18 protein-coding genes are annotated in these 25,988 nt (G+C 69.4%); 9 read left to right on the top strand and 9 right to left on the bottom strand.

Going from position 1 to position 25,988, the window contains the following annotated elements:
• Window positions 1–11: 11 nt before the first annotated feature.
• Window positions 12–1,088: a helix-turn-helix transcriptional regulator gene (locus tag IB227_RS09430; RefSeq protein ID WP_192287129.1), complete on the bottom strand. Its 1,077-nt coding sequence runs from the start codon at window positions 1,086–1,088 to the stop codon at window positions 12–14.
• 235 nt (window positions 1,089–1,323) lie between these two features.
• The gene (locus IB227_RS09425; RefSeq protein ID WP_192287128.1) at window positions 1,324–2,091 is read right to left on the bottom strand and encodes an AraC family transcriptional regulator; all 768 of its coding nucleotides are present in this window, start codon (window positions 2,089–2,091) and stop codon (window positions 1,324–1,326) included.
• A 149-nt stretch (window positions 2,092–2,240) separates the two neighbouring features.
• Here IB227_RS09425 and IB227_RS09420 point away from each other — a divergent pair, with 149 nt between their 5' ends.
• From IB227_RS09420 to IB227_RS09385, 8 genes are read left to right on the top strand one after another with little or no spacing between them, the layout of a single operon-like run.
• The gene (locus IB227_RS09420; RefSeq protein WP_192287127.1) at window positions 2,241–3,185 is read left to right on the top strand and encodes a proline racemase family protein; all 945 of its coding nucleotides are present in this window, start codon (window positions 2,241–2,243) and stop codon (window positions 3,183–3,185) included.
• The gene (locus IB227_RS09415; protein ID WP_225591777.1) at window positions 3,158–4,300 is read left to right on the top strand and encodes an FAD-dependent oxidoreductase; all 1,143 of its coding nucleotides are present in this window, start codon (window positions 3,158–3,160) and stop codon (window positions 4,298–4,300) included. The genes IB227_RS09420 and IB227_RS09415 overlap by 28 nt, the downstream gene beginning before the upstream one ends.
• Entirely contained in the window at window positions 4,297–4,539 is a 243-nt protein-coding gene (locus IB227_RS09410) for a (2Fe-2S)-binding protein (RefSeq protein WP_132863943.1), read from the top strand. Before IB227_RS09415 ends, IB227_RS09410 begins: the two co-directional genes overlap by 4 nt.
• Window positions 4,536–5,840, top strand: coding sequence for an FAD/NAD(P)-binding oxidoreductase (locus IB227_RS09405; protein WP_192287125.1), 1,305 nt, complete (start codon window positions 4,536–4,538; stop codon window positions 5,838–5,840). Before IB227_RS09410 ends, IB227_RS09405 begins: the two co-directional genes overlap by 4 nt.
• Window positions 5,840–6,745 carry a dihydrodipicolinate synthase family protein gene (locus IB227_RS09400; RefSeq protein WP_192287124.1) on the top strand — a complete coding sequence of 302 codons (906 nt, stop codon included), beginning with the start codon at window positions 5,840–5,842 and terminating at the stop codon, window positions 6,743–6,745. The genes IB227_RS09405 and IB227_RS09400 overlap by 1 nt, the downstream gene beginning before the upstream one ends.
• 1 nt (window position 6,746) lies before the next feature.
• Window positions 6,747–8,339, top strand: coding sequence for an aldehyde dehydrogenase family protein (locus tag IB227_RS09395; RefSeq protein ID WP_192287123.1), 1,593 nt, complete (start codon window positions 6,747–6,749; stop codon window positions 8,337–8,339).
• Window positions 8,336–9,538, top strand: a complete 1,203-nt coding sequence (locus IB227_RS09390) for a Xaa-Pro peptidase family protein (protein WP_192287122.1) — start codon at window positions 8,336–8,338, stop codon at window positions 9,536–9,538. Before IB227_RS09395 ends, IB227_RS09390 begins: the two co-directional genes overlap by 4 nt.
• A gap of 25 nt (window positions 9,539–9,563) precedes the next feature.
• Window positions 9,564–11,903: a DPP IV N-terminal domain-containing protein gene (locus IB227_RS09385; RefSeq protein ID WP_192287121.1), complete on the top strand. Its 2,340-nt coding sequence runs from the start codon at window positions 9,564–9,566 to the stop codon at window positions 11,901–11,903.
• A 450-nt stretch (window positions 11,904–12,353) separates the two neighbouring features.
• Here IB227_RS09385 and IB227_RS09380 read toward each other — a convergent pair whose 3' ends face one another.
• Window positions 12,354–15,137, bottom strand: a complete 2,784-nt coding sequence (locus tag IB227_RS09380) for a TonB-dependent receptor (RefSeq protein WP_192287120.1) — start codon at window positions 15,135–15,137, stop codon at window positions 12,354–12,356.
• Between the two features lie 185 nt (window positions 15,138–15,322).
• Between IB227_RS09380 and IB227_RS09375 the strand changes: the two genes are divergently transcribed.
• Entirely contained in the window at window positions 15,323–16,738 is a 1,416-nt protein-coding gene (locus IB227_RS09375; RefSeq protein WP_165931148.1) for a coniferyl aldehyde dehydrogenase, read from the top strand.
• A 600-nt stretch (window positions 16,739–17,338) separates the two neighbouring features.
• Here the strand turns inward: IB227_RS09375 and IB227_RS09370 are convergent.
• The 6 genes from IB227_RS09370 to IB227_RS09345 form a co-directional block, all read right to left on the bottom strand.
• The gene (locus IB227_RS09370) at window positions 17,339–18,301 is read right to left on the bottom strand and encodes a transaldolase (protein WP_192287119.1); all 963 of its coding nucleotides are present in this window, start codon (window positions 18,299–18,301) and stop codon (window positions 17,339–17,341) included.
• Between the two features lie 14 nt (window positions 18,302–18,315).
• Entirely contained in the window at window positions 18,316–19,509 is a 1,194-nt protein-coding gene (locus IB227_RS09365) for a CoA transferase (protein WP_192287118.1), read from the bottom strand.
• A 188-nt stretch (window positions 19,510–19,697) separates the two neighbouring features.
• Entirely contained in the window at window positions 19,698–21,554 is a 1,857-nt protein-coding gene (locus IB227_RS09360) for a beta-L-arabinofuranosidase domain-containing protein (protein ID WP_192287117.1), read from the bottom strand.
• Window positions 21,551–23,740, bottom strand: coding sequence for a formylglycine-generating enzyme family protein (locus IB227_RS09355; RefSeq protein ID WP_192287116.1), 2,190 nt, complete (start codon window positions 23,738–23,740; stop codon window positions 21,551–21,553). The genes IB227_RS09360 and IB227_RS09355 overlap by 4 nt, the downstream gene beginning before the upstream one ends.
• Before the next feature lie 36 nt (window positions 23,741–23,776).
• Window positions 23,777–24,718 carry a ribokinase gene (locus IB227_RS09350; protein ID WP_192287115.1) on the bottom strand — a complete coding sequence of 314 codons (942 nt, stop codon included), beginning with the start codon at window positions 24,716–24,718 and terminating at the stop codon, window positions 23,777–23,779.
• Window positions 24,715–25,971: a serine hydrolase domain-containing protein gene (locus IB227_RS09345; RefSeq protein ID WP_192287114.1), complete on the bottom strand. Its 1,257-nt coding sequence runs from the start codon at window positions 25,969–25,971 to the stop codon at window positions 24,715–24,717. The genes IB227_RS09350 and IB227_RS09345 overlap by 4 nt, the downstream gene beginning before the upstream one ends.
• Window positions 25,972–25,988: the final 17 nt, after the last annotated feature.

Genomic DNA, 25,988 nt, shown 5'->3' with positions numbered 1-25,988 from the left:
GCGCGCGGTGCTCAGCAGGCGGTGCTGAGCAGGCGCACCAGCTGGGCCCGGTGGCCGACGTCGAGCTTGCGGTAGATCGCGCTGATCTGGCTTTCGATGGTCTTGCGCGAGCGGCTCAGGTGATGGGCGATCTCGTCGTTGCGCAGGCCATCGACGACCAGTTCGGCCACGCGTTGTTCGGTGGGCGAGAGCTTGGACCATACCGGCCGCTGGCTGCCCGCCGGCGCGGCCGTGGCCAGGCACAGCAGGTACAGCGGTTGCAGTGGATGGGCCGGCAGCTGTGCTTCCAGGCGGATGTGCAGCGCCTTGCCCGGACATCGCGGGTGGCTGACCGTCGTGCTGCTGCCGGGGGCGACCGCGCCGGGGTGGCCGAGCCAGCGGCGCAGTTCCGCGGCGATGACATCCGGCAGTCCGGACCGGTCCGGTTCCAGCCAGTCGGCGCACAACCGCTGCGCCGCGGGGGACAGGCTGATCGGGTGCAGCTCGTGGTCGAGGATCAGCTCCGGCAGGCTCTGCCGGTCGAGCAGTGCCTGGTAGACGCTGCGGCGTTCGTCGCGCAGTGAGCGCAGGCGCTGCAGTCCGGCGGCCATCAGCGGGTGCAGCTCGTCCAGGAACTGCTGGTGGCCGTCGGTGATCTGTTCGTGGCCTTCGCGCATGCGGATGCTTAGCACCGCTTCCAGGCCGTCCTCGCCCCAGAACGCCATGTGGATGAACTCGTGCCAGCCCGGCGCCGGGTTCTGCGCGCGCAGCCGTTGCCGCGCCTGTGCATCGCCGGAGGCGATCTGCGACAGCGTGTACCAATGGATGCGCGGATGCTGCTGCAGGTAGGGCGCGGCCACGTCCAGGCTGCGCAGGGGCGGTGGCAGGCCGGAAGGCGTCTCGCCGAGGAAGTGCAGGCTGCGCTGCGGCTGGTAGCCGCAGGTGATGTCGTACATCAGCGTGCACGAATGGCAGGGCAGGCGTTGGCTGACCAGGTCCACGCAGGCGCGCCACAGGGCATGCATGTCCAGCGCCCGGAGCATGTCCTGCTTGGCTTGTACCGGGCAGGCATCGGGATTCACCGCGATGTCATGTTCACGTCCGACCATGGTGTTGCATGTCCCCGAGCCATAAAACGCAGCGGCCGTGACCGCTGTGATCCCCGTACGTCGTGCCGCGCCAGATGCCCGGCCCGGACAGGGGCCGGCATGGACCCTTCTAGCACCCCGTCGCGCGGGCAGGCAAGCCTCGCCCGGGTGGGCGTGGCGACGCTGGGGGCGGGGACGGCAGGGTGGGGCAGCGCGATGCGCTCGTGCGTGCAGCTGCCGGGCCGGTGGGCGCGCCTCAGCCGGTGAGCTCGGCCATGCGGCTGTCCGGTGCCGGTTCGGTCATGCCGAAGCGTTCGTCCAGTGCCCGGTACTCGCTGGGCGTCATGCCGACGGTGGCCTTGAACTGCCGCGCGAACGCGCTCTGGTCACTGAAGCCGCAACGCTGGCCGATGCCGGCGATGCTGCCCTCCCCGCGCAGCAGCCGCATCGCCATCTCGATGCGCAGCTTGATCATGTACTGCTGCGGGGTGAGCTGGAACACGTGGCGGAAGTGGCGCTCCAGCTGCGCCAGCGACATGCCCGCGCGTTCGGCCAGCTGCGGCGTGCGCAGGTTGGTCTCGAAATGCAGCTGCATGTGCGCCACCACCTTGTCGAGCTGGGCGAACGCCGAGTGGCGGCTGTTGGGGCGGCCGAGATCGCGCGAGACGCCCATCAACCCGGTGATGGCGCCATCGGTGTACATCGGCCGTTTCAGGGTGAGGCACCAGCCCGGGCGCCGGTTCGGGTACAGGTGCACTTCCAGGCGGTCGGCGATCGGGTCGCCGCCGAGGACCTGCTGGTCCTGCAGCAGGTAACGGTTGCCCAGCGGCGCGGGGAACACCTCCAGCGGCGAGCGCCCGATCACTTCGCCACGCTTCTTCCTGCCCAGCCGCTGCACCAGGGTGAGGTTGCAGTGCGTATAGCGCCCCTGCCGGTCCTTGATGAAGAACACGGTATCGGGAAGTGCATCGAACAGGTCCTGCACATCGCTTGAGGAGTGGCGTGCATCCAGGGGCGTCGTCATCACGGTGGCGGCCTTCAGGGTGGCGTGCGGCCGATCCTAGCGCATGCCGGAAGGCGTTTGCGCGTGTTCAGGTGGCTGTGCCGAATTCCGCATGAGCACGCCCAATCGCCTGCTATTCGGGCCTGCGCGGCGAATGGGAGCATGGCCGCATGCACCGGATAGACATCATCGATTCGCATACCGCAGGCGAGCCCACCCGGGTCGTGCTTGGCGGATTTCCCGATCTTGGCCAAGGCAGCCTGCAGCAGCGCCGCGAGCGTTTTGCCGGGCAGTTCGACCATTGGCGCGCGGCGCTGGCGTGCGAGCCGCGTGGCTCGGACACGATGGTCGGCGCACTGCTGCTGCCGGCGCAGGATCCGGCCGCGTGCACCGGGGTGATCTTCTTCAACAACGTCGGCTACCTGGGCATGTGTGGCCACGGCACCATCGGTGTGGTCCGCACGCTGGCCGAGCTGGGCCGCATCGGCGTGGGCCGGCATCGCATCGAGACGCCGGTGGGCACGGTGGGCGTGGAACTGTTCGCCGATGGCCGGGTCGCGGTCGACAACGTCGAGAGCTGGCGGTACCAGGCCGATGTCGTGGTCGAGGTGGCCGGGCATGGCCCGGTGCGCGGCGACGTCGCCTGGGGCGGCAACTGGTTCTTCATCACCGCGCAGGCACCGTGCACGGTGGAGCTGGCCAACCAGCGCACGCTTACCGCCTATACCGAGGCCATCCGCGTGGCGCTGGAACAGGCCGGCATCCGCGGCCAGGACGGCGAGATCGACCACATCGAAGTCAACGCCACCGCACCGGACGGCAGCGGGCAGATGCGCAATTTCGTGCTGTGCCCGGGGCTGGCCTACGACCGTTCGCCGTGTGGCACCGGCACCAGCGCCAAACTGGCCTGCCTGGCCGCCGACGGCAAGCTCGGTGCGGGTGAGCACTGGACGCAGCAGGGCGTGCTGGGTACCGCGTTCGAAGCGTCCTACCAGCCCGGTACGCGCGGCATCCTGCCGCGTATCATCGGCCAGGCGTGGATCACCGCGCGTGCCACCGTGCTGATCGCCCCGGCCGACCCGTTCGCCTGGGGCATTGGCGGTCCGCGGCCGTGAGTGCAGGCGGTACGTTCGAGCTGATCATCATCGGCGCCGGCATCGTCGGCGCCGCCTGCGCCGAAGCCGCGGTGGCCGCCGGCCTGCGCGTGGCGGTGGTGGAATGCGGCGCGGTGGGCGGCGGCGCGAGCGCGGCCGCGATGGGCCACCTGGTGGCGATGGATGGCGATGCGCATGAGCTGGCGTTATGCAGCTATTCGCTGCGGCTGTGGCAGCGTTGGGCCGATTGGCCACAGGCCGAATACCAACGCTGCGGCACCCTGTGGGTGGCACGCAACGGCGACGAACTGGACACCGTGGCCGCCCGCGTGGATGCGTTGGCGGCGGTCGGCGTGCAGGCCGTGGCGGTGGATGCGGCGGGGCTGTACCAGCGCGAACCGCAGCTTGCCGCGGGCCTGTGCGGTGGCATGCACGTACCGGGCGACGCGGTGGTCTACCCGCCGCGGGTGGCCTGGCGGCTGATCGAAGATGCCTGCCGGCAGGGCATGCAGTTGTTTGCCGGCGCCCGTGCCACGCAACTGGTCGAGGACGGCGTGCTGCTGGCCGATGGCCGCGTGCTGCGTGGGCCGGTGCTGGTGGCCACCGGCAGCGCATTGCCGGAGTTGCTGCCGGAACTGCCGATGCGTGCGCGCAAGGGGCAGCTGGTCATCACCGACCGGCACCGGCCGTTGCTGCGCCACCAGTTGATCGAGATGGGCTATGCCGCCGCCGCGCATGGCGCCGATGCCGCCAGCGTGTCATTCAACGTGCAGCCGCGGCCGAACGGCCAACTGCTGATCGGGTCCTCGCGCGAATACGACGCCACGGACAACGGCATCTCGATGGCGCTGCTGCAACGCATGCTGCGCCGCGCGTTCGACTTCGTCCCGGTGCTGCAGGAGTTGCGTGCGCTGCGCAGCTGGTGCGGTTTCCGCCCGGCCACGCCGGACGGGCTGCCGTACCTGGGCGCGGTGCCGGGCCGTCACCGGGTATGGGTGGCGGCCGGCCATGAAGGGCTGGGCATCACCGCCGCACCGGGCAGTGCGCGGCTGCTGGTCGATGCCTTCCTCGGCCGCAGTCCGGCGCTTGCGCTGGACCCCTATCGGCCGGATCGGCTGCAGCAGGAGGTAGCATGAGCCGCGTCGTATTGAGTGTGGACGGCCTGCGCGTGGAAGTGGAGGAGGGCGCCACCGTCGCCGCCGCCATCGCGCAGGTGCGCAGCAGCTTCCGGCGTTCGCCCGGCGGTGAGCCACGCGCGCCGCTGTGCGGCATGGGCCTGTGCTTCGAATGCCGGGTCCGCATCGATGCGATCGAGCAGCTGCGCGCCTGCATGGTGGTGGCACGCCCGGGCATGCGGGTGGAGACACAGCGATGAAACAGCATCATTACGACCTGCTGGTGGTCGGGGCCGGCCCTGCGGGCCTGGCCGCGGCCCATGCCGGTGCCCGCCGTGGCGCGCGGGTGGGGTTGGTCGATGCACAGCCGCGCGCCGGCGGCCAGGTATGGCGGCATGACCTGCGTTTCGGCGTGCCGGCGATGGCGCGGGCGCAGATCGAAGGCCTGGAGGCCGCGGGCATCGCGCTGCTGGCCGGGCACGAAGTGACCCTGGCCGACCCGCACCGGCTGCTCGCCGTCCATGCGCACGGCGCAGTGGCGCTGCACTGGCGCAAGCTGGTGATCGCCACGGGCGCACGCGAGCTGCTGCTGCCCTTCCCGGGCTGGACCTTGCCCGGCGTCACCGGCGCCGGTGGCCTGCAGGCGCTGGCCAAGCAGGGCCTGCCGGTGGCCGGCAAGCGGGTGGTGGTGGCCGGTACCGGCCCACTGCTGCTGGCGGCGGCCGCCACGCTCAAGCGCCACGGCGCGACGCTGGTCGGCATCCACGAACAGGCCAGCACCGCGCAGCTGCATGGCTTCGCCCGCCAGCTGTGGCGTTGGCCGGGCAAGCTGGCGCAGGCGGTGGCACTGCGCGCCGGCCTGGCGCCGGTGCCATGGCACCGGCAAAGCACGGTCGTGGCCGCGCATGGCGACCAGCGCCTGCAGGGCGTGGACATCTCCACTGCCGGTGGCCCGCGCACGCGCGTGGCCTGCGACCTGCTGGCGGTCGGCTGGGGCCTGGTGCCGAACGTGGAGCTGGCGCGGCTGCTGGGCTGTGAACTGGACACCTCCTGCACGCACCCGGTGGTGCGCGTGGACCTGCAACTGCGCAGCAGCCATCCCGACATCCACGTGGCCGGCGAAAGCCTCGGCATCGGCGGCCGCGACTGCGCCCGCATCGAAGGCGCGATGGCGGCGTGCTTCGCCCTGGGCGACGTGCGCGGCGGCGAGGCACTGCGCCACCGGCGCGAACATGAGCGTGCCTATGCCGCGCTGCTGGCACGGACCTTCCAGCCCGGCGAACAGGCCCGCACGCTGGCCGACCCCGACACTCTGGTCTGCCGCTGCGAAGACGTGCCGATGGCCGACGTGCACGCGCATCCGGACCCGCGCCAGCTGCGGCTGGTCACCCGTTGCGGCATGGGTGCCTGCCAGGGCCGCATCTGCGGCGCCGCGCTGCGCGAACTGCGATTGACCTCCCCTTCCACCTCCCCCACGGCCGTGCGGCCGCCACTGACCCCGGTCAGCCTGGCTGCATTGGCAGATGCATCCTTCGACCCATACGAACCAGGTAAGCCTTGATGAGCAATGCAGACTTCTGGCGCGGCGTACTGCCGGCCATCACCACTCCCTTCACCGCCAACGGCACGGTGGACCATGCCTTCCTGGCCGAGCACGCACGCCGCCTGGTCGATGCCGGCTGCAGCGGCCTGGTGCCGCTGGGCTCGCTGGGCGAAAGCGCCACCCTGAGCTTCGAGGAAAAAGTGGCCATCGTGCGCACCCTGGTCGATGCGGTGGGTGCCCGCGTGCCGATCGTGGCCGGCATTGCCGCGCTGTCGACGCAGGAAGGCATCGCGCTGGCCGCGGCGGTGAAGCAGGCCGGCGCCGGTGGCCTGATGGTGCTGCCGCCGTACGTGTACTCCAGCGACCGCCACGAGATGGATGCGTACATCCGCGCAGTCATCGCCTCCACCGATCTGCCGGTGCTGCTGTACAACAACCCGATCGCCTACAAGACCGACTTCAGCCCGGAACAGGTGGCCGCGTTCGCCGCCGAGTTCCCGCACGTGCAGGCGATCAAGGAGTCCTCCGGCGACATCCGCCGCCTGGCCGCGATCAAGGCCCTGCTCGGCGATCGCCTGGTGCTGCTGGTCGGCGTGGACGACCTGATCGTGGAAGGCATCGCGATGGGCGCCGAAGGCTGGATCGCCGGTACCGTCAACGCGTTCCCGGAAGAAGCGGTGCAGTTGTTCGAGCAGGCACGGCGCGGTGGTTACGCGGCGGCCCGCGAGTTGTACGAGTGGTCGTTGCCGCTGCTGCGCATGGACACCGTTCCCAAGTTCGTGCAGCTGATCAAGCTGATGCAGGAGCGCGTGGGCCTGGGCAGCGAGCGCGTGCGCGCGCCGCGGCTGGTGGTGGAAGGCGGCGAACGCGCGCAGGCGCTGCAGGTGATCGACCACGCCATCGCCACCCGCGGGAAGCGCTGAGATGGCCACGGTCGCGCCGTTGTTGATTGCCGGCCACTGGCGTCCGGCAGCGGAAGGCACGGACAGCTTCCGCGCGGTGGACCCGTCCACCGCGCAGGCCATCGGGGATGCGTTCCCGCGCAGCGGTGCGGCCGAGGTGGAACAGGCGCTGGCGGCGGCAAGCGCCGCCGCGCCGATGTTGGCGGCGCTCACCCCGGAACGCATCGCCGCGTTCCTGGAAGGCTACGCCGATGCATTGGAAGCCGATGCCGAAGCGCTGGTGGCGCTGGCGCATGCCGAGACCGGGTTGCCGGCCGCCACCCGCCTGCGCGGCAATGAACTGCCGCGCACCTGCAACCAGTTGCGCCAGGCCGCCAGCGCCGCACGCAGCGCCAGCTGGACCCGGCCGGTGATCGACACCGGCACCGGCCTGCGTTCGTGCCACGCGCCATTGGGCAAGCCGGTCCTGGTGTTCGGCCCCAATAATTTCCCGTTCGCGTTCAACGCGGTGTCCGGCGGCGACTTCGCCGCCGCCATCGCCGCACGCAACCCGGTGATCGCCAAGGCGCACCCGGGGCACCCGGGCACCAGCCAGCGCCTGGCCGAACACGCGCAACGCGCCGCGGACGCAGCCGGCCTGCCCGCCGGCACGGTGCAGCTGCTGTACGACATGCCCGCGCCACTGGGGCGGGTGCTGGCCGGCGATATGCGTTTGGGCGCGATCGCCTTCACCGGCAGCCGCGGCGCCGGGTTGGCCTTGAAGCAGGCGGCCGATGCCGCGGGCATCCCGTTCTTCGGCGAGCTGTCCAGCCTGAACCCGGTGTTTCTGCTGCCCGGTGCGCTGGCCGAACGCGGGGAAGCGCTGGCCGAGGCGTTCAGCGCGTCGTGCCTGCTCGGCAGTGGCCAGTTCTGCACCAACCCGGGGCTGGTACTGGTGCCGCGCGATTCCGCTGGCGATGCGTTCGTCGCGGCGGTGGCCGGCCGTTTCGCCGACACCGCGCCGCAGTTGCTGCTGTCGCCGGCGGTGCTGGCCACGCTGCAGCACGCGATCGGAGCGTTGCGCCAGGCCGGTGCGCGCCTGCTGTGTGGCGGGACGCCGGGCAGCGTGGGCATCACCCATGCCCCGACCCTGTTCGAGGTGGATGCCGAGGCGTTCCTCGCCGCGCCCGCGCGGTTCCAGGGCGAGGCGTTCGGCCCGAGCAGCCTGCTGCTGCGGGTCAGCGATGTCGCCCAGATGCAGGCCGTGGCGGCCACGCTCGAGGGCCAGCTCACCGGCACGCTGTACCGCGCCGGCGACGGCAGCGACGATGCCGCGTGGCAGGCCGTGGCCAGCGTGCTGCGGCCGCGCGTGGGGCGGCTGATCTGCGACCGCATGCCCACCGGCGTGGCGGTCAGCCCGGCGCAGCAACATGGCGGGCCATACCCGGCCTCGACGCAGCCGGGATTCACCGCCGTCGGCCTGCCGGCCGCGATCCTGCGCTTCAGTGCGCTGCAGGCATACGACAATGTGCCCGATGCGCTGCTCCCGCCGGAGCTGCGCGACCGCAACCCGGGTGGATTGCTGCGCTGGATCGACCAGCGTTGGACCACCGATGACATCGGAGCACAGCCATGAATGCACAGATCGGACACCTCACCCTGGAACAGGCACGCGCACGCCTGGCACCGTGGCCACAGCGCGCACCGGCCATCAGCGCCGAGGAGCATGCGCAACGCCTGCAGCGGGCCCGTGCGCTGATGCGGGCGCAGGGCGTGGACGCATTGCTGGTCACCGCCGGCACCTCGCTGCGCTGGTTCTGCGGCGTGCCGTGGGGTGGCAGCGAACGGCTGGTGGCGATGCTGCTGACCCTGGAAGGGGAGCCGCTGCTGGTGTGCCCGGTGTTCGAGGAAGGCTCGCTCGACGCGGTGCTGCGCATCCCGGCCGGCAAGCGCCTGTGGGAAGAACACCAGGACCCGTACGCGCGGGTGGCCGAGGCCATGGCCGAACGCGGCGCGCGCACGCTGGCGCTGGACCCGGAGGCACCGTTCCGCGTGCAGGTCGGCCTGGCCGCGCACCTGGGCGCCGATGCGATCCAGTCGGCGGCCTCCCTCATCGATGGCTGCCGGATGTGCAAGTCGCCGGCCGAACTGGCGCTGATGCAGCAGGCCTGCGACATGACGCTGTTCGTGCAGCAGCTGGCCGCCGGCATCGCCCACGAGGGCATCGGCACCGACACGCTGGTGCGTTTCATCGACGAGGCACACCGTGCGCTGGGCGCCGACGGCGGCTCGACCTTCTGCATCGTGCAGTTCGGGCATGCCACCGCCTTCCCGCACGGCATTCCCGGGGTGCAGCACCTGCGCCGCGGCGAACTGGTGCTGATCGACACCGGCTGCGCCGTGCAGGGCTACAACTCGGACATCACCCGCACCTGGATCTTCGGCGAGCCGGATGCCGAGCAGCGCCGCATCTGGGAACTGGAGCGCGCCGCGCAGCAGGCCGCCTTCGACGCGGTGCGCCCCGGCGTGCCGTGCGAGGTGGTCGACCAGGCCGCGCGCGACGTGCTCGAAGCGGCCGGGCTGGGTCCGGACTACCGCTTGCCGGGCCTGCCGCACCGCACCGGCCACGGCTGCGGCCTGGCCATCCATGAGGCGCCGTACCTGGTGCGTGGCAATACCCTGCCGCTGGCACCGGGCATGTGCTGCAGCAACGAACCGATGATCGTGGTGCCGGGCCGCTTCGGCGTGCGCCTGGAGGACCACTTCCATGTCACCGCCGACGGCGCGCAATGGTTCACGCCGCCATCGCCGGCCATCGACCGGCCTTTTGCCTGACCTGATACGCAAGGAGACACGCTGCATGCTTCGATCCAGGGGAATCCACCATTACGCCCGCAGCCTGGCGTTGGGCCTGGCCTGCGCCGGTGCACCGCTGCTGGCCCGGGCCGATGCGCCGCCGGCACCGGATGCGGCGGCGTTCAACCGCTCGCTGCAGCTGCGCGAACAGTGGATGTACCTGACCCAGGGCCTGGCCGGGCCGGCGACCTGGACCGACGCACGACAGTACCGCTACCGGCGCACCGCGCCGGGCGGCTTCGAGTTCGTCAGCCGCAGCGTGGGCCAGGCCGGCGCGGTGCCGGCATTCGACCAGGCACGGCTGGCGACGGCGCTGTCGCCGCTGCTGGGCCGCAGCGTCCAGGCCCTGCGCCTGCCGTTCTCCGACTACACGCTGGAAGCGGACGGGCGTGCCCTGCGTGCCTGGGTCGACGGTGGCTGGATGCGGTGCGAGCTGGGCGATGCCTACCGCTGCGCGCGCTGGAGCGCGCCGGAGCGGGAACCGCGCCCGCGTGGCTGGGGCGTGGTGCGTGACCTGTCGATGCCCGCCGACGACACGCCGCAGCGCTCGCCCGACGGGCGCTACGAGGCGCAGGTGCGCGAGGGCAGCGTGGTGCTGCGCCAGCTCGCCGATGGCCAGACCCGGGTGTTGGCGCGCGACGGCGCGGCCACCGATTTCTACGACCCGGAGAGCATCGTCTGGTCGCCGGACTCCTCGCGCTTCGTGGTACTGCGCGTGGTGCCCGGCTTCGCACGCCAGGTGACGCGGGTGGAAACCGCACCGCGCGACCAGGTGCAGCCGCGGGTGCGCACCCAGCTCTACCCCAAGCCCGGCGACCCGGTGGACATCGATCGCCCGGTGATCTTCGAGGTGGCCGGTGGCCGTCGCATCGACGTGCCGACCGCACTGTTCGACAACGCCTACGAGATCACCCCGCCGCAGTTCCGCGCCGACGGCCGCACCCTGGCATTCCGCTACACCGCGCGTGGCCACCAACGCGTGCGCCTGGTCGAGGTGGACGCGCAAAGCGGCGCGGCGCGCAGCGTGGTCGAGGAAGCCAGCAAGACCTTCGTCAACAGCTGGTGGTACCGCGCCGAGTTCCACGACGTGGGCAATCGCGGCGAGCAGATCGTGTGGATGTCCGAGCGCGATGGCTGGAACCACCTGTACATGGTCGACGGTCGCACTGGCCGGCTGCAGCAGCTGACCCGTGGCCCGTGGGTGGTGCGGCAGATCGTCAAGGTCGACGAGGCGCGCCGCCAGGTCTGGTTCGCCGCCAACGGCCGCGAGCCGGGCGACCCCTACCTGCAGCACTTCTACCGCGTCGATTTCGACGGCCGCAACCTGCAGCACATGACGCCCGGCGACGGCTGGCACGAGATCAGCCTGTCGCCGGACATGAACCATTACGTGGACACCTGGTCACGGCTGGACCAGCCCAATATCACCGAGCTGCGCGACGCACGTGACGGGCACCTGCTGGACACCGTGGAGCGCGGCGACGCCAGCGCGCTGTTCGCCGCCGGTTACCGCGCGCCGGAAACCTTCTCCGCGCCCGGCCGCGATGGCAGCACACCGATCTTCGGGCTGGTGGTGCGGCCCACCCGGCATGACCCGACGCGGCGTTACCCGGTGATCGAGAGCATCTATGCCGGCCCGCACGATTCCTCGGTGCAGAAGAAGTTCTGGCCGTTCGATTCGCAGTCCAGCAACGAGCGGTTGATCGGCCTGCAGGCGTTGGCCGACCTGGGCTTCATCGTGGTCGAGATCGACGGCATGGGCACCATGAACCGTTCCAAGGCCTTCCACGACGTGGCCTGGAAGAACCTGGGTGATGCCGGCTTCCCGGACCGCATCGCCTGGCACAAGGCCATGGCCGCGCGTGACCCTTCCTACGACATCAGTGGCGGCGTCGGCATCTACGGCGCATCGGCCGGTGGCCAGAACGCGCTCAACGCGCTGCAGTTCCACCCGGAGTTCTACACCGTGGCGGTGGCCTACAACGGCTGTTACGACAACCGCATGGACAAGCTCAGCTGGAACGAGCAATGGCTGGGCTGGCCGGTGGATGCAAGTTACAGCCGCGCCTCGGGCGTGGACAACGCGCATCGGATGCAGGGCAAGCTGCTGCTGATCGTGGGCGAACAGGACGAGAACGTGGACCCGGCCTCGACCTACCAGGTGGCCGATGCGCTGATCCGTGCCGGCAAGGACTTCGACCTGCTCACGGTGCCGGGCACCGGGCATGGCGTGGGCCGTTCGCAGGAGCCGGTGGACTACATCCAGCGCCGCAAGTTCGATTTCTTCGTGCGCCACCTGCGCGGGTTGTCCACGCCGGACTGGAACCAGCAGGGCACGCGCTGACGCGCCCCTCGCGACCGCGCGGTCGCGATCGCCTGTCCCGACACATCGCCGCCGGCTGCCCTGGGTGCAGTCCGGCGGCGATCTGCATTGAAGCACCGGATTGCAGGCTTGCCAGTGTGCCCGCCGCTGCGCGGCGATCGACCGCGCGGCGGTCGCTGCCGAGCCGGCACACGCGGCAGTGGAGGATGGCGCAGGTCGGTTGCCTGCACGCCACGCCATGCACCTCACGGGAAACACCGCCGATATGCCCGCAACGCCGGCTGGCGGCCTCATGCATCGTACCGGCCGGCCCTGCACGCCGGCGCAGAAGACCGGTTGTCCTGCAGGCCGTGTTGCTGCTGCGGCGGCGTGCCAGACATGTCCGCGTCCTATCTGGGGCGTTCCACGTGCAAAAAAAACCACCGCGGCGAGAACGCACCGCGGTGGCGGAAGGGAAACGCGGACCGCTTGTTACAGCTTGTATTCCACGGTCATGAAGTACTCCGTCCCCACCGGGTTGTACTTGGTGATGTCCGCATACGGCCACCACTTTTCCGAGGCATGCCGGTACGGTGTCTTGTCGAACAGGTTGACCACCGCCAGGTTGAAGGACAGCTGCTCGGTGGCGCGGTAGGCCAGCGACAGGTTCACCGTCATCCACGGCCTGAAGCGCTCGTAGCTGTCGGCCCAGCGCACCGGCGAGGAACCCAGGCGGTTGAAGTGCAGGTAGCTGGAGAAGCGCTTGTAGTCCCAGCCCAGGGTCATGTTCGAGCGGGTGCGGAACTCGCTGTTCCACTGCCGGTCGCGGATGTTCTCCACGGCGTCCTCGGGCAGGTAGCGGCTGAGCGTCTTGAGGATGTGCGTATAGCTGATGCGTGCGGAGAAACGGCCCCAATGGTCGGTGGGCAGGGTGGAACTCCAGCTCGCGTCGATGCCGTTCTGCTGGTACATGCCGGTGTTGAACGGGCTGGTGATCACCGACAGCACGCTGTCGTTGCGGCCACCGCGCTGCACGCGCGCCAGCATGGTCTGGCACTTGGGCGAGTTCGGGTCCACGTCCAGGCCCTGTGCATCGAAGCCCAGCGCGCATTCGGCGGCATAGCGCAGCACCGCGTCGGCGCCGATCAGGCCGACCTGCTCCTCCAGCTTGATGCGGTACCAGTCCAGGGTGAAGGAGTGGTTCTGGCCGATCTGCGCGACCATGCCGAGGGTGTCGCTGCTGCCCTTTTCCTCGTGCAGCCCCGGGTCACCCTCGGAGTACTGGCGGATCGAGCCGGTGCCGTAGTCGTCACCGCAGCCCTGCCAGCTCTGGCCGCGCTGCAGGCCTTCCTGCTGCACGCAGCTCAGGTAGTCGACGCCGCTGGTATAGGCCGAGCTGCGTTCGGCGAACATCACGTGCATGTCCGGCGCGCGGAACGACGTCGCGTGCGAGGCACGCAGCAGCAGCCAGTCGCTGGGGCGCCAGCTCAGCCCGGCCTGCCAGGTGAAGGCGCCGCCGACGTCAGAGGCGTCGTCGTAGTGGTCGTAGCGTGCGGCCAGCTTGGCATCCCACTGGCCAAAGCCCGAGCCGGCCGCCAGCAGCGGCACCGAGAACTCCGTGCCCACCGCGTAGTGGTTGCGCTTGCCGCTGCCACGGATGCCGCTCCAGCCGTAGATGTCGCCATCGACGGTGGGCTGGTCGGTGATGAAGCGGTAGCTGTCGCGGGTGGCTTCGGCCACCGCGGCGAACGCCAGCGGCCCGGCCGGCAGGTCGAACAGGTTGCCGGACAGGTCGGCGGTGAACGACTGCGAGGTGGAGCGCCCGTCGCCCACCGAGGTGTGCATGACGTCGCGGAACACTTCCGGCGACAGCTGGCCGAAGAAGTCGATGTTGCCGTTGGGCATCAGGTTGGCGTCCAGGCTGCCGGCGCCCACGCGCACCCAACGGCTGCCGGCCCACGGCAGCGACCAGTCGCGGCCTTCCTCGCCGAACAGCAGGCCCATCATCGCCTTGTCGTTGAAGCGCTCGACCGTGTCGCGGTAGCGATAGCGGCCGTAGTTGTAGTTCAGGCTGTAGTCGAAGCGGCCCACCGCACCGCGGATGCCGGCGATGATGACGTCGTTGTTCTCCTTGAACTTCTGGTTGCTGCCCGGGAACTCGTTGTTGCGGAAGGTGCGGTAGGCGTGGCGCCAGGCCACCGCGTTGGGCTGCGCGGCCTGCATGTCGTCCACCACCTCGTAGTCGACCGCGTAGCCGTAGCGGTACATGCCGGCATCGGCGCGCGAGCGCGTGCTCAGCGCGGTGGCGTACAGCTCGTGCTCGCCCAGCGCATGGGTGGCGTTGAGGAAGCCGAACAGGCGCTTGCGGCCGTTGCGCACGGTGTAGCTGTCGAAATCGTTGTCACCGCAGTAGCGCTCCGTGCCGGTGGCGCTGCCGGGCTTGGCCGGCACGTAGCCGAGGGGGTCGCAGCGGCCACTGATGTCCAGCAGGTCCCAGCCGCTCTCGCGGTCCCAGAACGACATGACCTGGGTGGGGTCGCGGTAGTCCGGGTCGGGCGAGCGGTCCGGCGAGGCGAACCAGCGGCGCTGGTTGCCCTGGATCGGCCAGCGCCGGTCCCATTCCAGGCCGGCGGTCACCTGGGTGTCGCCGAACTCGAAGCCGGTGGTCACCGACACCCGCTCGGACCGGCCGCCGCCGTGCACGGTGTCGCCGTGGCGGTAGGACAGCGTGGTGCCCTCGACCTTGTCCTTCAGGATCACGTTGACCACGCCGGCCACCGCATCGGAACCATAGATCGCCGAGGCACCGCTGGTCAGGATCTCGACCCGGTCCACCGCCGAGGTCGGGATCATCGCCAGGTTGGTGACGTTGCCGCTGACCGTGCCGGCCGGCTTGGGCAGCATCGGGATGCGGCGGCCATTGAGCAGCACCAGCGTGTAGCCGGGGCCGAAGCCGCGCAGGTTCAGTGCCTGCGCGTTGGCGTTGAAGTTGTTGGTGTTCTCCTCGCCGACGAACACACCGGTGTTGGCGGTGATGTTGGACAGTGCGTCATAGACGTTGGCGAAGCCCTGGTGCTCCAGGTCCTCGGCAGTGATCATCTGCACCGGATCGATCCCCTCGATCTCGGTGCGCTTGATCCGCGACCCGGTCACTTCCACCTTGTCCAGGGTCCTGGCCCCGGCCTCGTTCGTGGCCTGCTGGGCCAGCGACAGTCCGGGTAACAATGCCAGACCGATGGCCGTGGCGATGGTGCAGCGTTTTGGCAAACCCCTCATACTCCCTCCCGAGCGTGGTGTCTGGTTGGCGGTCTGATGCCGCCGTGCGGTGGCGCGCAATGCGCCTTTTTTCATGGTGTTGATGGCGGGGCAGGGCCGATAGCACGAAACGCCGGTGACCGATGCGGAACTCCGCACAGCCCGGAACGCGCACTGGCCCCTCCCGTCCCAAGGGAGAGATGCCGATGAATGCAGTGGGGTCGCCGGATCAGGACCTGCAGGTGACGCTGGCGCGGCTGCGCCAGGCGTGGATGGACAAGCGCCCGGACCATGCCCAGCGCCGTGACGACCTGCAGCGCCTGCGCGCCGCGTTCAAGGCGCGCATCGGCCAGATGAGCGATGCCATCGCCGCCGACTTCGGCCATCGCTCCCGGCATGAATCGGTGATCGCCGATGGCATGACCGTCACCGGCGAGATCGACCACCTGCTCGCGCACCTGCGCGGCTGGATGAAACCCGAGCGCGTGGGCGTGGGCTGGCGGTTCTGGCCGGCGCGGGCACAGGTGCGCGCGGTGCCGGTGGGCGTGGTCGGCGTGATCTCGCCGTGGAACTACCCGGTCAACCTCGCGCTGGTGCCGCTGGCCACCGCGATCGCGGCCGGCAACCACGTGCTGCTCAAGCCTTCCGAACACACGCCGCAGACATCTGCCTTCCTGCAGTCATTGCTGGCCGAGGTGTTCCCGCCCGAGCGCGTGAGCGTGGTACAGGGCGATGCCGGCGTGGCGGCGGCATTCTCCGCGTTGCCGCTGGACCACCTGGTGTTCACCGGCTCCACCACCGTGGGCCGCAAGGTGATGGCCGCGGCCGCGCAGCACCTGACGCCGCTGACGCTGGAGCTGGGCGGCAAGTCGCCGGCGGTGGTGGCCACCGACTACCCGCTGGAGGCCGCCGCCGCGCGACTGGCGACGGGCAAGTGGTTCAACGCCGGGCAGACCTGCATCGCCCCGGACTACGTGCTGGTCGACGCCGGCCGCGTGGATGCCCTGGTGCAGGCCCTGCGCGAACAGGTGGGCGCACGCTATGGCAACTTCGACGATGCCAGCGACTACAGCCGCATCATCAACGACGCACAGTTCGCGCGCCTGAAGGGCTACGTGAGCGATGCGCGCGCGCGCGGCCTGCAGGTGGTCGAGCTGGCGCAGATCGATGCCGAGCGCCAGCGCCGCGAGCGCCTGTTCCCGCCGACGGTGATCCTGCAGCCCGGCGACGACGCCACGGTGATGCAGGAGGAGATCTTCGGCCCGATCCTGCCGGTTCGCGGCTACCGCACGCTGGACGACGCCATCGCCACCATCAACGGGCGCGACCGGCCGTTGGCGCTGTACCCCTTCAGCCACGATGCGGCGACGGTGGAGAAGATCCTGGGCCGTACCGTGTCCGGCGGCGTCACCGTCAACGACACGCTGCTGCACTTCGCGATCAACGGCCTGCCATTCGGCGGCATCGGTGCCAGTGGCATGGGTGCGTATCACGGCCGTGCCGGGTTCGATGCGATGAGCAAGCGTTTGCCGGTGCTGTGGCAGACCAAGCGTGCGGGCAGTGACCTGCTGCGACCGCCCTACAGCAAGGTCGCGAAGTTCATCGACTTCATTTCGCGCTGACGCTGCCCAAGCGCCCTCATCCGCCCCTCCGGGGCACCTTCTCCCATTGCATGGGAGAAGGGAGGGCCTGCGGCATTGCGTGCCCTGGCTTTCCGCTCAGGCCCCTCTCCCGTGGACGGGAGAGGGGTTGGGGTGAGGGCGCTTTGAAAGCACGCCAGCGTTACGGCAACGCAAAAACGCCCTCATCCGCCCCTTCGGGGCACCTTCTCCCATTGCATGGGAGAAGGGAGGAGCTGCGGCATTGCGTGCCCGGACGGGGCTTGGCTGCATTCCCGCTGCTGCTGAAAAGGAAAAGCCGTAACCGGACCGGGGACCGGCCGGTTACGGATGACCCGGCACAAAGGGAGAGGGAGCCGGTGTCGAAAAGTGGTGTCCAAAGCCCCTGTCCCGCAAGGTGGGGGAAGGAAGGTTCTGGGGCATTGCGTGCCCTGGCTTTCCGCTCAAGCCCCTCTCCCGTGAACGGGAGAGGGGTTGGGGTGAGGGTGCTTTGGAAGCACGTAAACGCTACGGCAACGCAAGAACGCCCTCATCCGCCCCTTCGGGGCACCTTCTCCCGCAGGCGGGAGAAGGGAGGTTTCCAGGTAATACGTGTGGGTTGGCTTACTTGGCCAGCGCGTCGGCAATGCGCTGGCGCAGCGTCTGCAGGTCCTTGGCGAACGCGTCGATGCCGGTGGCCAGCTTCTCGGTGGCCATCGGGTCGGCGGCCAGGTCGGCGTCGAACTTGGCTTCATCGATGGCGGCCACGTTGACAGCTTCGGCCGTACCGGCCACCAGCTTGCGCGGCAGCTCGCCGAAGTCGGCGTCCAGCTTCTCCAGCAGGTCCGGCGAGATGGTCAGGCGGTCGCAGCCGGCCAGCGCTTCGATCTGCGCGGTCGAGCGGAACGAGGCACCCATCACCACCGTCGGCGAGCCGCGGCGCTTGAACTCGGCGTACACGCCGCGCACGAACTGCACGCCCGGGTCTTCGTCGATGCTGGCCGGCGCCTGGCCGTTGGCCACGTACCAGTCCAGGATGCGGCCGACGAACGGCGAGATCAGGAACGCACCGGCTTCCGAGCAGGCCAGCGCCTGGGTCGGGTTGAAGATCAGGGTCAGGTTGCAGTCGATGCCTTCGGCCTGCAGCACGCGCGCCGCCTCCACGCCGGCCCAGGTGGCGGCGATCTTGATCAGCACCTTGCTGCGCGGCACGCCGGCCGCTTCGTACATGGCGATGAATTCGCGCGCCTTGGCGATGGTGGCGGCGGTGTCATGCGCCTGGTCGGCGTCCACTTCGGTGGACACGCGGCCGGGCACCAGCTCGGCCAGCATCGTGCCCACGCCCACGGTCAGGCGGTCGACCACGGCCTTGGCCACGTCCTGCACGTCGCCGGGCTGGTTGCGGCCCCACCGCAGCTCGCGCTCGATCAACGCGGCATAGACCGGCAGGTCGAGGGCTTTCTTCACCAGGGTCGGGTTGGTGGTGCAGTCCACCGGACGCAGGCGCTTGATGGCCTCGTAGTCACCGGTATCGGCGACGACGACGGACAGTTCACGCAGCTGGACGAGCTTGGATGCAGCGGTCATGCGGGTACTCCAGGTCAGTCGGTGGCGCCGTCATCATCGATGCGCGCGATGACAGCCGCGGTGTCCTGGTCGAACACCGGCGCGGCAAACGGCTGCGGGCCCGGGGTGCGCCCGAACACGATGGGACGGGTGATGCCACGGTAGCTACCCAGCAGCGGGTGCGGCAGGGTGGTGATCATTTCCTCGGCCAGCACCTGCGGGTGCTCGAACATGTCCTCGACCTTGCGCGCGGCCGCGCACGGTACTTCCTCGCCGAACAGGGCTTCCCACTCCAGTGCACTGCGCGTGGCCAGCGCGGCATGCAGCTTGGCCAGCAGTTCATCGGAATGCTCGGCGCGCTTGCGCACACTGTCGTAGCGCGGGTCGGTGGCCAGTTCCGGCAGGCCGGTCTTCTCGCACAAGGCCTGCCAGAAGCGCGGCGTGTTGGCCGAGATGTACAGGTGGCCGTGCGCGGTGGGATGGATGCCGGTGACGCCACCCGAACGCATGTCACGGCCCACGCCCTCGGGCTCACCTTCGGCCCAGATCATCCGTGCCGACTGCATGGTCAGCGCGCTGCGCAGCAGCGACACGCCCACGTACTGGCCTTCACCACTGCGCTCGCGCTCGTACAGCGCCGAGGACACGCCGGCGGCGACCAGCGCGGCGGCGTAGTAGTCCACCACCGAGCCGTACAGGATCTCCGGCGCACCGCCGGGCTTGCCCTGCATCGCGCACATGCCGGTCATGGTCTGCAGCACCTGGTCGTAGCCGGCCTTGTCCTTCAGCGGGCCGCCTTCGCCGTACCCGGTGACCGCGCAGTACACCAGGCGCGGGTTGATCCGGTTCAGGCTCTCGAAGTCGATGCCCAGCCGCGCCGGCACGCTCGGGCGGAAGTTGTGCACCAGCACGTCGGCCTCGCGCACCAGCCGCATCAGCACCGCGCGCTGGTCCGGTTCCTTCAGGTCCAGCACCACGCCGCGCTTGGAGCGGTTCACGCCAAGGAACGCCCGGCTTTCCGCTTCCAGCGTGGAGGGGTACTTGCGCAGGTTGTCGCCCACCGGCGGTTCAACCTTGATCACTTCCGCGCCCTGGTCGGCCAGCAGCGTGCAGCCGTAGGGGCCGGCGATGTAGGCGCTCAGGTCGAGCACGCGGATGCCGCTGAGCGGACCGGTGGCACCTTCGCGCGTGGCGACATCAAAGGGAGAAGGGGTGTGGCTTGCAGACATGGGGTTACTCGATTCCTTGCTTGCAGTTTCCTCCCGTGCCACCGGAAGAAACAGATCGTGCGGGTATTTTCAGCGAGGACAAAAACCTTCCACAGCCCATCGAGCGCCCCTGACACCGTGATGGAACGGGACGCATCGTCCTGCCGATGCCGGCAACGCACCTGGCGTGGCCGGCACCGGCGGGTGGATCACGAAGGCGCCAGCGACAGCCAGCTCAGGCGCCATGCACCGTGCTCACGGCCACCGCAGCGGTAGTAGGGCTCGAACACCAGCGGCGCGCGGCAGTCCAGCTGCATCGTCACCGTGGCGCCTTCGCCCCTGTCCTCACCGACCTGCAGCCACTTCGACGGGTCGCCGTGCGGCAGCCGCACCGTCTCGTCGGTCTTGAAGCCGTCGATCAGCCCGGTGGCATAGACCAGTGGGCCATAGGTCAGGCCGACGTACTCCCAGCGCAGCACTTCCTGCGCCACCGGCGAGCCGTCGGGTGCGCGCGATTCCTGCACGTTGATGTTGGCCGCGCGCTGCAGCTGCGGCTGCATCGGCAGGCGCAGGTTGACCAGGTCACCGGCCTTCCATTCGCGCAGGATCTGCACGAAGCCGTCATCGCCGGGCTGCACCGGCACGGTGATGCCGTTGACCTGGATGCGTGCGTCCTCGGCCCAGGCCGGGATGCGCAGGCCGACGCTGAAGGTGGCGTTGCGCTCGGGCGAGACGCGCAGCGTGACCTGGCCGTCGAACGGGTAGCGGGTCTGCTGCTGCAGCGTCACCGCGCCGGCCTCGGCCTGCGGCAGCGTGGCCTGGCCGGGTCCGTACAGGTTCACCCGCAGGCCGCCATCGGCGGCGACGCCATAGGCCACCTGCGGCAGTTCCTCCACCGCCATCGCGCCGGAGGACTTGCAGCAGCGCCAATACGTGGTGTGCACGCGCTTGCCGTTGGGGAAGGTGTAGTAGCACCAGTCCTCGCCGTTGGGCGCCATCGCCGCGAGCAGGTCGTTGTAGGCGGTACGCTCCAGTTCCTCGGCGTAGCGCGCATGGCCGGTGATGGCCAGCAGCTCGCGGTTGAGCTGCATCCAGGCCAGCACCGAGCAGGTTTCCACGTAGGCCTGCGGGAAGAACGTGCGCGGCGCATTGAACACTTCGCGCGAGCGGTGCGCCACGCCCCCCCACGGGCCACCGCCGAGGGTGAGGTGCTGCGCGCGGATGTTGTGCCACAGGTTGTCGATGGCGAGGCGGTAGTCGTGCTTGCCGGTGGCCTTGTACAGCTTGGCCAGGCCGACCAGGTTCCAGGACAGCTGGTAGGCCTTGCCAGTGGCGATGAACGCCGCGTCCTCGCCGGCGATGCCCTTGTCGAGCAGGGCCAGGCGCGGGTTGGCATTGGCCTGCTGCAGGATCCTCTCGGCCAGCGCGAGGTAGCGCGGTTCACCGGTGACCAGGTACAGGTCGGCGGCCGGGTCCAGCAGCACCGTGGCCGACATGCCGTGGTGGTTGCCCAGCGTGGTGATGTCGATGCCCGACTCCAGCGCTTGCCAGCACAGGTCGGCAATGCGCCGCGCGGCCTGCAGGTAGCTGTCATCACCCAGCGCACGCCAGGTCTCCAGGAAACCCAGGATCAGGTAGCTGTGGGTCCAGATGTCCCAGGTGCGCAGCGCCGGCTCGCCGTTCCAGCTTTCCGGCTTGGGCGGCTGCGGCACGGTGAAGCGGCGGTCGGCGGCATAGTTGCCCAGATAGCCATCTTCGTCCTGCTGGCTGATCAACCAGTCGGCGACGCGGCGCAGGTTCGCTTCCAGCTGCGGTTGGCCGCCCTGCGCCACCGCGCGGGCGGTGGCCGAGAGCCACTTGCCGGCATGCTCGCCGTACCAGTCGCCTTCCTGGTTCTGCTGCTTGTGGGCCTGGCCGAAGATGCTGATCGACGGGCTGTCCTCGTCGACGATGAAGTGGCTCAGCCGGCCGCTACGGTTGGCGGCCAGCATCTGCCCGAACAGGCCATCGAGCTGCACCGCCGCCGGTGTCACCAACTGCTGGCCGTTGTGGATGGCCGCACTCATGCCGCGTCCACCACGCAACGGAAGCCGAGCATGCCGCTGCGGTCCTTGGCCGGTGCCATCAGCAGGTACTTGCCATGCTGGTCCAGGCGGTAGGCCTGCGGGAAGTACCAGTGCGAGGTCTGCGGCTGGTAGCTGGAGCCACCACGCAGGATCGCCGCGCGGGTGTGCTCGTCGACGAACTCGTCGGTCCATTGCCACACGTTGCCGACCAGGTCCTGCACGCCGAACGGGCTGGCGCCCTGCGGGTGTGCGTCGACATCGGCCGGGGCCAGCACGCGGCGGCCGCGGTTCACGCGCGGCACGCGCGCGGCGTCCCAGTCGTTGCCCCACGGATAGGCGCGGCCATCACTGCCCTGCGCGGCGTACTGCCATTCCCATTCGTGCGGCAGGCGCTTGCCGGCCCACGTGGCGTAGGCACGCGCGTCTTCCAGCGAGACCCAGATCACCGGCTTGTTGTCCCAGCCGGCGCGCGGCGCGCCGTCCACCCAATGGGCGAGGAAGTTGATGTCATCGGCCGGGTGGTAGCCGGTGGCATCGATGAACGCCTTGAACTGCGCATTGGTGACCGGGAAGCGGTCGATGTGGAAGGACGCCATCTGCATGTGTTTGCGATGGTGGCGGCGCGGGCAGTCTTCCCACGGGAACTGCACGTCCTGTCCGGCCCAGTTGAAGCCTTCGATCTCGACGCCGCCGACGGCGAACACGAACTCACCGGCGGGGACGGTGACCATACCTTCCGGTGCACTGGCCTGCGGCGGGGTGGCCGGGATCTCGCGCAGCTGCTGGCCCAGCGCCTTCCATGTGCCGGAATGGCTGTTGAGCGGCTGCGCGGCACGCGTGGCGGCGTCGGCCATGAAGGCGTCGAAGCCGTCCAGTACCACGCCCGGCTGCACGCTCAGCACCGCGCCGAAGCCGCGTGCTTCCATCGGCAGTTCGATCACCGCCACGCCATCGCGGATCGACGGCGACAGTTCCACGCCGTGCCACACGTCGTAATAGCGCGTGCCGTCCACGTGCGACAGGCCGATCTGCTCGCCGTTGACCGCGTATTCGTTGCGGTTGATGAAGGTATGCAGGCTCAGCCCATCGACCGGGAACTTGCTGGCGAAGATGCCGCCCTGGTAGCAGACCTGGTACGGCTCCCAGTCCATCGATACCACCAGCTGCGGGAACTGGCGGTAGATCGCGGCGATGCGGCGCAGGGTTTCGCCATCGCGCGCTGTGAACTGGTTCCAGATGCCCCAGATATTCTCCCAGGCGTTGTAGCCGATGCCGTTGAAGAAGCAATACTGCAGGTCGTGGTTGCGGTTGCGGCCCCAACGGTTCTCGTAGTTGACCATGTGGCGCGGCTCCAGCCACTTCCACTTGGACACTGGTGGCACCGGGCCGTCCGGGGCCTTCTTGCCCCAGCTCTGCACGTTCCAGATCAACTGCTCCTCGGAGCTGATGGTGGACTCGGGCTGCACCACCACCGGGTTGCCGTTGGCGTCGCAGGCATCGAAGAACGCGCGCGGCACGCCGTTGAAGGTATCGCCGTTGATGCCATCGGCGCCGGTGGCCTTGATGATCTCGGCCATGCCGTCCCAATGGGTCACGCCCGGGTCGCGGGTACCGTGGTCCCACGGCTTGGCCGGCAGGAACACGCGCACGCCGCGCTTCTGGAAGGCCTTCACGGCAGCGGTCAGCCCTTCCAGGCCGCCGGGCAGCGTGTGCGCCAGGTCGAACTGGTTGCGGTCGTCGATGCCGATGTTCGGGTAGATGTACCAGATCAGCACCGAGTCCAGCCCGCCGAAGCGCGCGACCAGGTCGTCCAGGTATTTGTCCACGGTGTACTGCGCGGTGTCCACGTCGAAGAAGTAGCGGTCCTCGACCATCATCTGCGCGTGCACGAAGTTGCGCTGCGCCCACTGCAGCTCGGGGCGGCGGTAGTTCACGTCGGTGTAGCCGATCCGCACCAGGTGCTCGCGGCGCCAGTCCTTCAGCTCGGTCAGCCAGTCGCCGGCACTGGCGTTGGCATCGATCATCCAGCTGCCGATGTCGGCGAACGGCCAGGCCGGTGCCTTGCCCGGGGTGGGCAGGTAGCGGCCGGTGGTGACGTGCGAGAACTTGTACTCGGTGGTGATCGCCTCGCGCCCGTGGTCGGGGCTGTCGTTGTCGTAGTCAGGCGTGGGGTACGGCGTGGTCATGGCATTCATCCAACGAAAAACAGGGGGAGCAAGCGGTCAAAGCGCGCACCAGGCCGCGAGCGCGGCATGGGCGTCGGTGCCGGGGACACGGCGGGCATCGGCCAGCAGCGCGGTGACTTCGGCATGGTCGGGGATGCTGGATTGTGCGCCCAGTCGTGTGCAGGCCAGGGCAGAGGCCGCGCTGGCGGCGAGCAGCGCCTGCTGCAGCCCATCGCCACGCGCCAAGGCCGCTACCAGCGTGCCGCAGAAGGTATCGCCGGCGGCGGTGGTATCCACCGGCGAAATGGCGAACGCCGGCTGCAGCAGGGTACGGCCTTCGTGCCGCGCCAGGCAGCCGCGCGCACCGAGGGTGACGATCACGCAGGGCACGTCCAGCCGCGCCAGCCCGCTGGCCAGGTCTGGCGGGTTGCCGGCGACCACGTCCAGTTCGCCCTCGTTGACGATCAGCATGTCCAGTTGTGCCAGCAGCTCGGCCGGCAGCACCTGCGCCGGCGCGGCGTTGAGCGCGATCTTGACCCCGACCGCGCGTGCAGCGCGGGCATAGGCCAGCACGGCGTCGAGTGGGGTTTCCAGCTGCAGCAGCAGCCATTGCACCCCGTCCAGCGCAGGCAGGTGTTCGGGCCGCAATGCCATGTTGGCGCCCGGCGCAACGGTGATGGCGTTCTCGGCATCGTCGGACAGGCAGATGAAGGCGGTGCCGGTCGGCAGCTGCGCATCGCGCACCGCGTGCAGCTGCACGCCGGCGTCGCGCAGCGAGGTTTCGATCGGCGTGGCGAAATCATCCTGGCCCAATGCGAGCAGCATCCGGGTGCGGGCGCCGCCCGCACGCGCACAGGCCACGGCCTGGTTGGCACCCTTGCCACCGGGGAAGGTGCGGAACTCGCGGCCCAGCACGGTTTCGCCGGGCGCCGGCACGTGCGCGGCGCGGACCACGAAGTCGAGGTTGGCCGAGCCGGCGACAAGTACGGTGGAACTCATGGAATGGCCTGGTAAACGAGGTTGTAGAAACGGGTGGAAGGTGAGGCGAGCGCCTTGTCACCGCTGGGCAGGTATTGCATCAGCAGGATGGCCACCAGCTTTTCCTTGCGGTCGATGGTGAAATAGGTGGACGCCGCGCCCGACCAGCCAAACTGGCCGACGCTGCCGAGCTTGCCGCGGTAAGCCGGGTTGGTGATGACATAGCCGCCCAGGCCGAAGCCCTCGCCCGCGCCGTAGCTGCTGATGGCCGGCTCGAAGCCAGCGAGCTGGTCGCTCATCATCAGCTCGACGGTCTTGCGCGAGAGCAGCTGTTGTGTCCCGCTGCGGCCATCGTCGAGCAGCATGTGGGCAAACTTCAGGTAGTCGGCAGCGGTGGAGTACAGGCCGCCGGCGCCGCTGTCATAGCCTTTCAGGCGCACGCCCGGATTGCGCGCGCTGAGCGTGTCGGCCACGCGCAGGCTGCCATCGTCGTTGCTGGTGGGCAGTTCGACCACGCGACCACGCTGCGCCAGCGGCACTTCAAAACCGGTGTCGTGCATCGCCAGCGGGCTGAAGATGCGTTGGTGCAGGAACTGCGCGAACGGTTGCCCGCTGACCACCTCGACCACGCGCGCCAGCAGTTCGGTATTGCTTCCCTCGTAATGGAAGTGTGTGCCGGGCGCATCGGCCAACGGCAGCGTGGACAAGCGGCGTGCAACGTCCTGCAGCGAGGTCGCGCTGTCGACGTCGGCCGCGGTCAACAGCTTGGTCGCCACCCGGTGCGTATCCGACGCCGCCGCGAAGCCGCTGGTATGGGTGAGCAGATGGCGCAGGGTAATCGCGCGCGGTGCATCTTCGGTCTGCGGATGTTGCAGGTCGCCACCGGTCACCACGGTGCGGTCGGCGAACTCGGGAAGGTAGCGCGCCAGCGGATCGTCCAACGACAGCTTGCCTTCTTCCAGCAGCATCAGCACGGCGACCGAGGTCACCGGCTTGGTCATCGAATAGATGCGGAAGATGCTGTCGGACTGCAGTGGCCGGTGGCCAGCGCTGTCGGCGTGGCCGTAGTGCTGCTGGAACACGATGCGGCCATCGTGCTCGACCAGCGCCACCGCGCCCGGGAACTGGCCCGGTGCGGTGCTGGCCTGAAGGAAACCATCCAGCCGCTGCCAGCGGTCTCCAGCGTGCAGCAGCGGCGCGGGCAGGCACAACAGGAGTGCGGCGCCACGGCGCAGCCAGCGACGGCTGCGCGGTGTTGCGATGGTTTGATGCATGGCGTGCACTCCTGCGC

The sequence above is a fragment of the Stenotrophomonas sp. STM01 genome (assembly GCF_014852135.1).
Lineage (GTDB): Bacteria > Pseudomonadota > Gammaproteobacteria > Xanthomonadales > Xanthomonadaceae > Stenotrophomonas > Stenotrophomonas capsici.
Note: the sequence above shows the minus strand (reverse complement) of the source record. Positions and strands in the feature narration are given on the sequence as shown.

Excerpts from the sequence above, each read along its gene's own strand:
- IB227_RS09345 (WP_192287114.1), bottom strand. The coding sequence starts at position 25,971 with ATGCATCAAACCATCGCAACACCGCGCAGCCGTCGCTGGCTGCGCCGT.
- IB227_RS09365 (WP_192287118.1), bottom strand. The coding sequence starts at position 19,509 with ATGTCTGCAAGCCACACCCCTTCTCCCTTTGATGTCGCCACGCGCGAA.
- IB227_RS09360 (WP_192287117.1), bottom strand. The coding sequence starts at position 21,554 with ATGAGTGCGGCCATCCACAACGGCCAGCAGTTGGTGACACCGGCGGCG.
- IB227_RS09425 (WP_192287128.1), bottom strand. The coding sequence starts at position 2,091 with ATGACGACGCCCCTGGATGCACGCCACTCCTCAAGCGATGTGCAGGAC.
- IB227_RS09355 (WP_192287116.1), bottom strand. The coding sequence starts at position 23,740 with ATGACCACGCCGTACCCCACGCCTGACTACGACAACGACAGCCCCGAC.
- IB227_RS09350 (WP_192287115.1), bottom strand. The coding sequence starts at position 24,718 with ATGAGTTCCACCGTACTTGTCGCCGGCTCGGCCAACCTCGACTTCGTG.
- IB227_RS09375 (WP_165931148.1), top strand. The coding sequence starts at position 15,323 with ATGAATGCAGTGGGGTCGCCGGATCAGGACCTGCAGGTGACGCTGGCG.
- IB227_RS09390 (WP_192287122.1), top strand. The coding sequence starts at position 8,336 with ATGAATGCACAGATCGGACACCTCACCCTGGAACAGGCACGCGCACGC.
- IB227_RS09380 (WP_192287120.1), bottom strand. The coding sequence starts at position 15,137 with ATGAGGGGTTTGCCAAAACGCTGCACCATCGCCACGGCCATCGGTCTG.
- IB227_RS09370 (WP_192287119.1), bottom strand. The coding sequence starts at position 18,301 with ATGACCGCTGCATCCAAGCTCGTCCAGCTGCGTGAACTGTCCGTCGTC.
- IB227_RS09385 (WP_192287121.1), top strand. The coding sequence starts at position 9,564 with ATGCTTCGATCCAGGGGAATCCACCATTACGCCCGCAGCCTGGCGTTG.
- IB227_RS09395 (WP_192287123.1), top strand. The coding sequence starts at position 6,747 with ATGGCCACGGTCGCGCCGTTGTTGATTGCCGGCCACTGGCGTCCGGCA.
- IB227_RS09420 (WP_192287127.1), top strand. The coding sequence starts at position 2,241 with ATGCACCGGATAGACATCATCGATTCGCATACCGCAGGCGAGCCCACC.
- IB227_RS09410 (WP_132863943.1), top strand. The coding sequence starts at position 4,297 with ATGAGCCGCGTCGTATTGAGTGTGGACGGCCTGCGCGTGGAAGTGGAG.
- IB227_RS09430 (WP_192287129.1), bottom strand. The coding sequence starts at position 1,088 with ATGGTCGGACGTGAACATGACATCGCGGTGAATCCCGATGCCTGCCCG.
- IB227_RS09405 (WP_192287125.1), top strand. The coding sequence starts at position 4,536 with ATGAAACAGCATCATTACGACCTGCTGGTGGTCGGGGCCGGCCCTGCG.
- IB227_RS09400 (WP_192287124.1), top strand. The coding sequence starts at position 5,840 with ATGAGCAATGCAGACTTCTGGCGCGGCGTACTGCCGGCCATCACCACT.